The organism is Sinorhizobium garamanticum, from assembly GCF_029892065.1.
In the GTDB taxonomy this organism is placed as follows: domain Bacteria; phylum Pseudomonadota; class Alphaproteobacteria; order Rhizobiales; family Rhizobiaceae; genus Sinorhizobium; species Sinorhizobium garamanticum.
Window position 1 is genome coordinate 355,016 of record NZ_CP120374.1, and the last position, 10,783, is coordinate 365,798.

General features: G+C 62.6%; 10 protein-coding genes. 7 read left to right on the forward strand and 3 right to left on the reverse strand.

Features of this window, described 5'->3' with window-relative positions:
• Positions 1-4 precede the first annotated feature (4 nt).
• Genes cpaB through PZN02_RS21610 form a run of 3 tightly spaced genes read left to right on the forward strand, consistent with a single transcriptional unit; the run spans position 5 to position 2,990 of the window.
• Complete coding sequence (gene cpaB, locus PZN02_RS21600) at positions 5-799, forward strand: Flp pilus assembly protein CpaB (RefSeq protein ID WP_280662720.1); 795 nt, start codon at positions 5-7, stop codon at positions 797-799.
• 26 nt (positions 800-825) lie between these two features.
• Complete coding sequence (locus PZN02_RS21605) at positions 826-2,571, forward strand: TadE/TadG family type IV pilus assembly protein (RefSeq protein WP_280662721.1); 1,746 nt, start codon at positions 826-828, stop codon at positions 2,569-2,571.
• Positions 2,568-2,990 carry a TadE/TadG family type IV pilus assembly protein gene (locus tag PZN02_RS21610; RefSeq protein ID WP_280662722.1) on the forward strand — a complete coding sequence of 141 codons (423 nt, stop codon included), beginning with the start codon at positions 2,568-2,570 and terminating at the stop codon, positions 2,988-2,990. The genes PZN02_RS21605 and PZN02_RS21610 overlap by 4 nt, the downstream gene beginning before the upstream one ends.
• A gap of 4 nt (positions 2,991-2,994) precedes the next feature.
• On the opposite strand, the gene PZN02_RS21615 is transcribed toward PZN02_RS21610, so the two are convergent.
• On the reverse strand, positions 2,995-3,513 hold the full coding sequence (locus tag PZN02_RS21615) for a pilus assembly protein N-terminal domain-containing protein (RefSeq protein WP_280662723.1): 519 nt from the start codon (positions 3,511-3,513) through the stop codon (positions 2,995-2,997).
• 271 nt (positions 3,514-3,784) lie between these two features.
• On the opposite strand from PZN02_RS21615, the gene PZN02_RS21620 reads away from it, so the two are divergent.
• The 4 genes from PZN02_RS21620 (at position 3,785) to PZN02_RS21635 (ending at position 7,475) form a co-directional block, all read left to right on the forward strand.
• Positions 3,785-3,946, forward strand: a complete 162-nt coding sequence (locus PZN02_RS21620) for a Flp family type IVb pilin (RefSeq protein ID WP_280662724.1) — start codon at positions 3,785-3,787, stop codon at positions 3,944-3,946.
• Between the two features lie 91 nt (positions 3,947-4,037).
• Complete coding sequence (locus PZN02_RS21625) at positions 4,038-5,468, forward strand: TadA family conjugal transfer-associated ATPase (RefSeq protein WP_280662725.1); 1,431 nt, start codon at positions 4,038-4,040, stop codon at positions 5,466-5,468.
• Positions 5,469-5,496: 28 nt separating this feature from the next.
• Positions 5,497-6,498 (forward strand): type II secretion system F family protein, encoded by a 1,002-nt coding sequence (locus PZN02_RS21630; protein WP_280662726.1) that lies wholly within the window; start codon positions 5,497-5,499, stop codon positions 6,496-6,498.
• An 8-nt stretch (positions 6,499-6,506) separates the two neighbouring features.
• Complete coding sequence (locus PZN02_RS21635) at positions 6,507-7,475, forward strand: type II secretion system F family protein (protein WP_280662727.1); 969 nt, start codon at positions 6,507-6,509, stop codon at positions 7,473-7,475.
• Between the two features lie 140 nt (positions 7,476-7,615).
• Here the strand turns inward: PZN02_RS21635 and PZN02_RS21640 are convergent, their stop codons facing one another.
• Together PZN02_RS21640 and PZN02_RS21645 are read right to left on the reverse strand one after the other, a co-directional pair.
• Positions 7,616-8,653 (reverse strand): chemotaxis protein CheB, encoded by a 1,038-nt coding sequence (locus PZN02_RS21640; protein ID WP_280662728.1) that lies wholly within the window; start codon positions 8,651-8,653, stop codon positions 7,616-7,618.
• A gap of 8 nt (positions 8,654-8,661) precedes the next feature.
• The gene (locus PZN02_RS21645) at positions 8,662-10,782 is read right to left on the reverse strand and encodes a hybrid sensor histidine kinase/response regulator (RefSeq protein WP_280662729.1); all 2,121 of its coding nucleotides are present in this window, start codon (positions 10,780-10,782) and stop codon (positions 8,662-8,664) included.
• Position 10,783: the final 1 nt, after the last annotated feature.

Genomic DNA, 10,783 nt, shown 5'->3' on the forward strand with positions numbered 1-10,783 from the left:
GACCATGATCCGCTTCGCCATTCTCCTTCTTGCCCTCGCATCCGGCGGGACTGCCTCCTGGCTGGCACTCGGCGCGTCCGAGCAGCCGGCGGTCGAGGTAGCAGCAGCCGCTGAAGAGGCCCCCTCGCAGGAGGTGCTGGTCGCGTCCGCGGAGCTCAAACGTGGCGCGACGCTCGACGAGAGCCACATGCGCTGGCAGCCGTGGGAGGGGGATATCCCTCCCGTCTTCATCAGCCGCAGTTCAAGGCCGGACGCGATAACGGCGCTCAAGAATTCGCTCGCCTTGAGCGACTTCGTGCCGGGAGAACCCATTCGCGAGGACAAGCTCACACAGCGCGGCACCGGTTTTCTGTCGAGCATGCTGCCGTCCGGGAAACGGGCGATCGGCGTCCGGGTGACAGCGGAGAGCACAGCCGGCGGCTTCATCCTGCCCAACGACCACGTCGACGTCATCCACACGGTCGCCCGGCCGGACTCCTCCGGCAAGGATGGCAAGGTGATCAGCCGCGCGATCCTTTCCAACATACGCGTGCTCGCCGTCGATCAGACCATTTCGGAAGCAGCCGACGGCACCTCGGTGATCGGGAAAACCGCAACGCTCGAAGCGGAACCGGAACAGATCGCAACCATTGCGGCTGCGGAAGCCTCCGGCACGGTTTCGCTGGCACTCCGCGCAGTGGCCGACAATCACGAAAGGTCGCTCGTCGAAACGGAAGAAAAGCGACCGGGCGTGGTGCGCATCATCAGCGGCGGACGCATGTCGATGATCGAAGTCCCCTCCCGCTCCAACGGCAGTTGATCGGTTTTCATGGAAGTCTCGGACAAATGAAGCAGCTCGGCAACCAAATCCAGGAAACATCGCAGATGGTGGATGCTCCACCGCTGTTGTCCATCCCGAAAGTGGAGATCGCCGCCTTCTGCCGATCGGAGGAGGTGACGGAGGCCATCCGTACGGCGGCAATCGACCGTCGTATGGCGCGCGCCACGGTGACGATCAAGACGGGCGGGATAAGGGAAGCGACAGCTCTTTATGGGGGCGTCACCTCGCCGAACCTCGTCGTCGTGGAAAGTGATGACGACGAGGTTCGGCTGATGGCGGCGCTGGAAGCCTTGGCCGTGGAGTGCGTCACCGGAACCAAGGTCATCGTCATCGGTCGCTCCAACGATGTCAGTCTCTATAAGAAGCTCCTGGACGCCGGGGTGAGCGATTACCTCGTAACGCCGTTCGAGCCGATGGATTTCGTCGCTGCCGTGCACCGCTGCTTTCGCAACTCAACCGAGGAGAAGCTGGGCCGCATCGTCGCCTTCGTCGGCGCCAAGGGAGGAACCGGATCCTCGACGCTTGCGCATAACGTGGCCTATGCCATGTCCAAACGCGTGGATGCCGATGTGCTTCTCGCAGATCTCGACCTTCAATCCGGTACGCTCGGTCTCAATTTCGATATCGAAGCCGACAACGGGATGGTGGATGTACTCGAAAGTCCAGATCGCCTGGACGACGTGCTTCTGCGACGTCTGGCAGTAACCTACACGGATCGTCTGCACCTGCTACCGGCGACTACAGACCTCAACAAGTTCTTCAACTTGCGGGAAGACGACGTCGATCATCTCCTCGACGTTGCGCGTTCGAGTTCATGGCACATCGTCGTGGACCTGCCTCATATCTGGACGCAGTGGACGCGAAAGATCCTGCTCGAGGCCGACGAAATCGTCATCACGGCAACGCCTGATCTTGCCAGCATGCGCAATGCAAAGAACCTGATCGATTTCCTGAAGAAGGCAAGGCCGAACGACCCGCCACCGAGGCTTGTGCTGAACAAGCACGGCACGCCCAAGCTTCCGGAAGTCAAGGTAAAGGACTTCGTCGCTGCGGTGGGCCTGCAGGAGAACGTCTCTGTTCCATTCGATCCGCAGTTGTTCGGCGCCGCGGCGAATAATGGCAAGCTCGTCATCGAGCAGGCACCGGATTCCGAAGCGGGCCGGGCGATGGCCGCGCTGGCGTGGCGCGTGGGCGGCACGAGGGAGAGACGGACGCGCCAGAAGGGCCTCAAGGCATTGCTGCAGAACGTCTTCAAGCGCGGAAAGCCGAAGGCCTACTCAGCACCGCGCAAGAAAGTGGGTGAGCTTAAAGCGTCCGAGGCGGGCGCCTCGGCGGTCGAATTCGCGCTGATCGCCCCGGTGCTCGCCCTTGCTCTTGTGGCGATGGCGGATCTCGGCTTTGCGATCTACGAGCGGATGACGCTCGACCATGCTCTTCGCGCCGGCGCGCAGGCCGCGATGGCCGATCCCGGGGCGACACAGGTCTACAAGGTGATGCAGTCCACGCTCGCCAAGAGCGCAAACCCGGCCAATGCCACCGTTGCTGCCGTGAACCGCTACTGCGCCTGCCCGGAAAGTGCCGATGTCAAACCGGAGGCGGCCCCGGAATGCGGAAAGACCCCGTGCGCCAATTCAGCGCCGGAACTCGTCTTTTATCGCCTCGACGCAGCAACACTCTACCGGCCGATGTCTGCGCCGGAAGTGCTTCCGGAATTCGAACTCAATTCTTCGATCCAGGTGGAAGTCCGATGAAGCTGCAGCGCGGCATTCGACCTCTGTGGCGCAGCCAGTCGGGCGCGACGGCGGTGGAGTTTGCGCTGGTCTGTCTCCCCTTGCTGCTGCTGATGCTAGGGATCATCGAGTTCGGCCGCGCGTTTTACGTGCGCAATGACCTCTCATACGCTGCCGATTTCGCCGCGCGGAAGGTCCTGATTGGCCAAATCGCCCGCGACGCGCCCGACGGCGAGGCGCAGCAGAAGCTTGAGAGCGCGGTGCGTGAGAGTTTCCACGGCGGGGATCCGGCGCTGCTTCAGATCGTCACCGGCAAGGAAACGGTGGACGGGATCGATTTTCGCGTTCTATCGATTCAGTATCCCTTCACCTTCGTGCTGCCTGGCTTGTCGGAGAGTCCTTTCAACCTTCAGCTTTCGCGGCGAATCCCGATCGGGTGATCGTTCAAGGATTGCCAGCGCCTGTGGAATTGGCGTCATCCCCAGGCGGTGGCGCAGTGCTCTGAGGTTGCGGGGCGGCTGGTTCGCCGGACTGGACCGGATCGCACCGGATCGTACAACTATATGTTGTCCTACCCGTACCCTCGTCGACGGTGACAAGGCGACCGCCTGCAGCCACGACGTCAAGGATGACGTTGGCCACCTCTGCGCCATCCGTGCCCATGGCGATGAGGTTTGTCGAACCGGGTGCCTTGCCGGTCAGAATGACCGTCTTGTCGTCGCTGAGAGTCGCCTGCGCGACGGCCGGATTGCCGATGATGAGCGTGCTCACGGGCCGCGCCAGCAGGAGCGTTCTCGCAAAATCGACGATCACCCTGACGACGCCCTCGGTCTGGCGGGTTGGCTGCAGCGTGGCGACCGCTGGGGGGACATTTTCCGCTGCCTGCGCCGCGCCGACGGTAGCCCATGTCGCGACCGCTAGAACAAGCCATTCGGCACCGGTGCGCATTGGAATCACTCCCATTAGTTGCTCCCGCCATCTCAACGGATGGATGTGACATCCGTTCCAATAAGTCTGGCAAAGCATGGAAGTAGTGCGATGCCGACGATCGGACTAGGCCAACCGGCCGAGGCACTTGCGGGCGGCCATCGGCCATCAGGCTGAATGGATCGAGATGGTTAACAAAGTCTATATGAGAGCCACACAGCAAGCGGGAGACGAGGCAGAACCTGGCCCGGCCTGTGATGCCGAACTTGGCGTCGGCGCAACCTCAAACCACTGAAGGACCCGAACCATGAAGAATCTTCTTATCCGCTTCGCCCACAATGAATCCGGCGCGACCGCGATCGAGTATGGCCTGATCGCCGGCCTGATCGCCGTCGCGATCATCGCGGCCGTGAGAACCCTCGGCACAGACGTGAGCGCAGTGTTCACCTCGGTCTCCAACGCCATCTAATCGATGGCAGCATGTATCGAGCGAGGCGGAGGGTTTCCCTCCGCCCGTCCCAGGCCCTCCCAATTTCCCGAATGAGACAGGGCGACAGCAAATGTTCGGCAAGAAATCCGTGTTGGAGGAAAGCGCTTCCGAAACGCCGGTACAGGCAGAGGTTGCCAGCGTAACGCAAGTTCCTCAGATGCCCGCGAAGGTGCAGAAGCTCCCCGAGCAGCCCGCAGCTGCCAAGCCGGAAAAGGCCGAACAATATTACAGCCTGAAAAGGGAAATCTTCAGCGCGCTCATCGCCACGATCGACGTGGCGGCGCTTTCGAGCATGGACGGCGAGCAAGCGCGCAGCGAGATCGGCGCCATTGTCAACGATATCGTCGCGGCAAAGAAAGCCGGCATCTCCATGGCCGAGCAGAACGATCTGCTTGGCGACATCTGCAACGACATTCTGGGCTATGGCCCGCTGGAGCCCCTGCTCGCACGCGATGACATCGCCGACATCATGGTGAATGGCGCGAACCACGTCTTCATCGAGGTCGGCGGCAAGGTGCAGGAAACGGACATCCGGTTCCGCGACAACGAGCAACTCCTGAACATCTGCCAGCGCATCGTCAGCCAGGTCGGCCGGCGCGTCGATGAATCGAGCCCGATCTGCGACGCGCGTCTCGCAGATGGCTCGCGCGTCAACGTCATCGCGCCGCCGCTCGCCATCGACGGCCCCTCGCTGACGATCCGCAAGTTCAAGAAAGAGAAGTTGAAGCTCGACCAACTGGTGCGCTTCGGCTCGATCTCGCCGGAAGGCGCCGAGATCCTGAAGATCATCGGCCGCGTCCGCTGCAACGTGCTCATATCCGGCGGTACCGGCTCCGGCAAGACGACGCTTCTGAACTGCCTCACCGGCTACATCGACCCGGGCGAACGCATCATCACCTGCGAAGACGCGGCCGAGCTGCAATTGCAGCAGCCGCACGTCGTGCGGCTCGAGACGCGCCCGCCGAACATCGAAGGTCAGGGTGAAATCACCATGCGCGCACTCGTCAAGAACTGCCTGCGCATGCGGCCGGAAAGGATCATCGTCGGCGAGGTTCGCGGCCCGGAGGCTTTCGACCTCCTGCAGGCGATGAACACCGGTCACGACGGTTCGATGGGCACGCTTCACGCTAACTCGCCGCGCGAGGCGATCTCGCGCATCGAGGCGATGATCACCATGGGTGGGGGTTCGCTGCCGGCCAAGGCAATTCGCGAGATGCTCGTTTCCTCGGTCGACGTGATCGTGCAGGCGGCGCGTCTTCGCGACGGCTCGCGCCGGATCACCCATATCACCGAAGTGCTCGGCATGGAGGGAGATGTGGTCACGACCCAGGATCTCTTCGTCTACGACATCCTCGGTGAGGACGAAAAGGGCAACCTCATGGGACGGCATCGTTCGACGGGCATCGGCCGCCCGGCATTCTGGGACCGTGCACGTTACTTTGGCGAAGAGGCCCGGCTTGCCGCCGCCCTCGACGCCGCGGAAATGAAGGCGGCTGCGTAAGCCAAGACTGATCAAAGGTCCACCAGAGATGCTGACCTCCCTCCTGTTTCCCGCGTTTGTCTTTCTCTTGGCCTCCTCGAGCATGGGCGGCCTGATGATGGTCGCCTTCTATCCGCGGGTGGCCAAGGCAAGCGCCTATCGCCAAAGGTTCGAGCGCATCGCGGCTGTGGCGGAGCGCAAGCAGAGCGACCGGACGGAAGAGGATGGCCGGGATCGCCGGCGTTCGGTCGAAAAGACGCTGCGCGAGATCGAAGCGAAGCATCAGGCGAATGCGCGCAAGAGCCGCAGGCCGTCGCTCGCCGGCAGGATCCGCCAGGCCGGCCTGCACTGGTCGACCAGAACCTATTTCTTCGCTTGCGCCGGTGCGGCCCTCGCCACCTGGAGCGTCATGCTTCCGCTGGGTCTGGGCCCGCTGGTGGCGGTCGGCTTCGCCATCGCCGGCGGCTTGCTGCTGCCGCATGCCTATGTGAGCCAGAAGCGTAAAGCGCGGTTTGCCCGCTTCGCTGCCGAGTTTCCGAATGCGGTCGATGTGATCGTTCGAGGGCTCAAGGCGGGCCTGCCGATGGGCGATTGCCTGAGAGTGATTGCGGCAGAAGCGCAGGAACCGGTCAAAAGCGAGTTCGTCACCATCGCACAGGACCAGACGCTGGGCATCCCGGTTGACGAGGCCGTGCAGCGCATGTGCGAACGCATACCGCTGCCGGAAGCCAGTTTCTTCGCCATCGTCATCGCCATTCAAAGCCGCACCGGCGGCAGCCTCTCGGAGGCGCTCGGCAACCTTTCGAAGGTGCTCCGGGAGCGGAAGAAGATGAAGAGCAAGATCAAAGCGATGAGCGCTGAAGCAAAGTCCTCCGCCGGCATCATCGGCGCTCTGCCCGTTTTTGTCGCTGGTGCCGTGTATCTGACGAGCCCGGACTACATGATGCTTCTGTTCGCGACGCTGACCGGAAAGCTCGTGCTTGTCGGCTGCGGGCTTTGGATGGCCATCGGCATCCTTGTCATGCGCAAAATGATCAACTTCGACTTCTGAGAACCGACATGAGCCTCGTCGCCCATATCCCCGATCCGGAGCAGTTGTCCGCCTTGATGGCAGGCCTTTCCGCCTTCTCCGCAGTCGTCGTCGTTTCCTGGCCCTATGTCTTTCGCAATACGCTGGCCGAGCGAATGAAAAAGGTGGAAGGCGAGCGCGAACGTATCCGCCAGCGCGAGCGGGCCCGATTGGAGGCTGGGAAGAGCAAGGTTTCGCTGCGCGTGGAACCCAAGCGCCTCTTCCAGGCGATCGTTGACCGTTTCAATCTCGCCAAGCAGGCGGAGGATGGCGAAATCGTCCGCAAATTGAGCATGGCCGGCTATCGCGGCCATGCTCCGGTGACGACCTTCCTTGCCGTGCGGTTGATAGCGCCGGTGGCGATCTTCATTGCCGCTCTGCTCTATCTCCTCATCATCGTTCGGCCGGAGGCGCCGTTGATACTGGTCGTGGCGATGGCGGCCGGAATCGGATCGTTCGGCTACTTCGCCCCGGCGATCTTCATCAAGAACAGGATCACCAAGCGGCAGCAGGCGATCCGCCGATCATGGCCGGAGGCGCTGGACCTCCTGTTGATCACCGTTGAATCCGGCATGGGCATCGAAAGCGCCTTCCGGAAGGTGGGTGAGGAGATCGGCGCGCAGTCGCCGGAGATCGCGGAGGAAGTCCTACTCACCACCGCGGAGCTTTCCTACCTGCAGGACCGACGGCAGGCCTTCGAGAATCTGGGGCAGAGAACCGGCGTTGAGGGTGTGCGCGCCGTCGTGACCAGCCTCATCCAGGCAGAAAAATACGGCACGCCCCTCGGTCAGGCGCTCCGCGTGATGGCGCAGGAGAACCGTGACATGCGCATGAGCGAGGCGGAAAAGCGGGCGGCCGCTCTTCCGCCGAAGCTTACGGTGCCGATGATCATCTTCTTCCTGCCTGTGCTCTTCGCGGTCATCATCACGCCGGCCGCCATCCAGATCATGAGTATGTAGGAGGCGATGAATGATATCGGGCGGACAAGCGCGAAAGGCGCTCCCTGAGTTCGCCCTTCCCGATCCGGGATCGCTCCAGCGCAGAATGGGGGTGGGGCGAGAGCGGCGCTGCGCGGAGGTTCGGCGCGCAGCGCCGCGACTTAACTTCGATCAATAGCGAGAGCAGTGATCTTCGCGGCTATGTCTTCAACCGGCAGGACGAAATCGACGAGACCGGCGCTGATCGCCGATTTCGGCATTCCGAAGACGATCGAGCTCTTCTCATCCTGAGCAATTACCTTTCCGCCTGCCACGCGCAGCGCCCGAAGGCCTTCGGTGCCGTCATCGCCCATCCCCGTCAGGATGACCGCGAGAGACTCGTCCTTGAAAGCGCGAGCAATCGAACCGAAGAGATAGGATCCGGACGGCTTGAACCCTTGGATGGGATCTTCGTCCACCACGCGAAGGCGCAACTTGCCAGAGACGCCGAGCTGATGGCCATCCGGAGCAAGGTAAACGGTCCCGGGCCTCAGTCGTTCGCCATTCGTCCCGACCTTCACCTTGAGTGCGACCGTCGCGTCAAGGGATGCGGCAACGCCGTCGATGAAGCCGTTCGACATATGCTGCACGACGAGAATGGGTGCGGGAAAATCGGTAGGGAGTTCCCTCAATATAGAACGGATCGCGGCCGGTCCGCCGGTGGAGGCGGCAATCCCCACGATCGCGATCCGGGCGTGGGCCGCAGCCTCGGGTGCCTCTTTGACCTGGTGATCGCCACGGGTTTTCTTGCGCCACTGGCGAACGACCTTGACCTGTGCCATGGCCTTGATGGTCGACAGGAACTTGTCGAAGGCCGCTTGTTCGAGGGACGTCCCGGATGCGATCGGCGCCGGGATAACCGCGAGCGCGCCGGCGTCGAGTGCGCGCGCGGACATCGCTCCCAAGTACGAACGGTCCTGATATGACACCATCACGACTGGCGTCGGCGCGGCGATCATGATCTCCCTGACCGTTTCGGCGGTGTCGTCATCGCGGAGCTCCACTGCGACGATGTCCGGCAAAAGCTTACCGGTTATCGTCACCGCGTCCTTGCCGCTTCTTGCGACACCCACGAGCTCTACGGCAGCATCGGTCTCAGCCGCCTTTTTGACGAGCTTTTCAAGGCCGGGCGTTGATGTCGCAAGTAGAATACGTGTCATCCTCGTCCTCACACAACCCGGCGCATCGTCTCCAGGAAGTGCTGCGCATCGAACTGGTCCTTCCTCAGATAGGCATTTGCGCCGGCACGCAGCCCCCGGACTTTGTCTTCAAGCGTTTCACGGCCCGTCACGAGGACGACAGGCGTGTCGGTGAAACGCTCCGATCGACGAATGGCCTCAGTGAGTTCGAAGCCATTCATGGACGGCATGTCGACGTCCGCGACGACCATGTCGGCGCCATGGTCACCAAGCTGGTCCAACGCTTCCTTGCCATTGCTTGCCATCGCGACATCGTAGCCCGCGCCCTCGAGGATGAGCTTCACCAACGTCCGTACATACTTTGAATCGTCGACGACGAGCACCCTGCGACGCGTTGCCGAAATCGGCTGGGGCACGCGTGCGCCGTCTGGTGATCGCGTCTCGGCGGCAGCCTCGGCGAGCGCTGCGACGTTTAGGAGGAGAGCGATACGCCCGTCAGGCAGTACCATGCCGGCGCTATAACGACGAACTTTCGCGAGCCGCGGTCCGAGTGGGCGTGCGAGAAGTTCCTGCTCACCGGCAACGGCGTCGACGAGCACCGCGATCGGCCCGCCCGGAGCGTCGACCACAATGGCCGGCATGGCCTGCTGGACATCGCCTTGGCCCGGCCGCGCCCCGGACCAATTGGCAAGATCCACGAACGGTATCGGACCGATCTGCGTGCTGACGACGCACCTGCCCCCAGACATGGCGAAGTCTTGCGCATGAATGCGTATCACCCGCTGGACCGAGGCCGTGTCGATCGTGAATACATGCTCCCCAGCGAGCACTTCCAGGACGCGGACCGTCGCGAGGGTCAGCGGCAGCGTGAGGGTGAAGGCCGCGCCTCCGCTCGGTATCTGCGAAACCTCGGCCGTGCCGCGCAGCGCTTCGACATTGCGTTTGACAATGTCGAGGCCTATCCCGCGCCCGGCGAGTTTGGTGACGCTTTCCGATGTCGATACGCCCGGCTCGAAAACACGCTGCAGGAGTTCTGTTTCGTTTTTGCCTACGGCGGCACCCGCGGCCTTGCTGAGGGAGGCAATGTCAAAGCCGCGGCCGTCATCCTCGACGCGTACCTGCATCCGGTCTCCGGAGATGGCGGCTGCAATCAGGACCCTTCCCTTTTCCGGTTTTCCTGCTGCCTGGCGCTCCTCCGGGGGCTGGATGCCATGCGCGACGGCATTGCGCACGAGATGCCGAAGCGAATCGTTAACCCCCGAAAGGATGGAGCGATCGATCTCGATCTCTCCGCCCTTGATTTCAAGCTCTGCCAATTTGCCCGATGCCGCCGCCAGGTCCCGCACGACGCGGTCGAGCCCCTTGCAGGCCTCCACAAAGGGCTGTGTGCGCGCGTGCCGCACCTCATGGTCAAGTGCTGTCGCGGCACGGTGCATCACTCTCATGTCCTGGCGCAGCGATGTCGCAAGCTGGCGCAGTCCGCTCTCAATGCTAGCCGCCTGCGCGGCGAACTCGGGGCCGACCCCACGCAGTTTCCGCGCCTGCTCCCGCAGCGAGGACGCCTCCTCGGCGTGGCGCAGTATAATCGCGTTGAAGGACAGCAATTCGCCGCTCCTGTAGAGAAGGGTATCCAGTCGATCGGCGGAGACGCGCATGGAGCCGTCGGTATCGCTAGCGCGATCCGGCACCTTCAATCCCCCCGAAGGTGGAGCCAACTTCGGCTTGCCACCACGCTGATCCGCCCCTTTCGCTATGGCCGCCTTCAGCCCATCGACCACGCTCTCGCCGTGCGCCGGCGGAGGCGTCTCTCCGGCCTCCAAGAACCGGGCCGCATCCCTGATTGCGTCTGCGGCCGAGAGCAGCAGGTCCAGTTTGGGCTTTTCGAGCACGCGCTGCTCATTCACCGCGATGGCGAGTATCTCTTCCATCCAGTGACAAATCGATTCCACTCCCCGCACCTGAAGCAGCCCGGCGGCTCCCTTGAGGCTATGCACCCTCCTTAGAAGCTGCTCCTCCAGGCGGAGTTTCTCGTCGGCCTCGCCGGTACCCTCGATGGCGAGCAAAGCCTGCTCTATGTCGGATGCCCGCTCCCCTACTTCCTGGGTGAACATGTGCAGCAGTTCACGGTCGAATTCGTCGGGTTTCGTCATG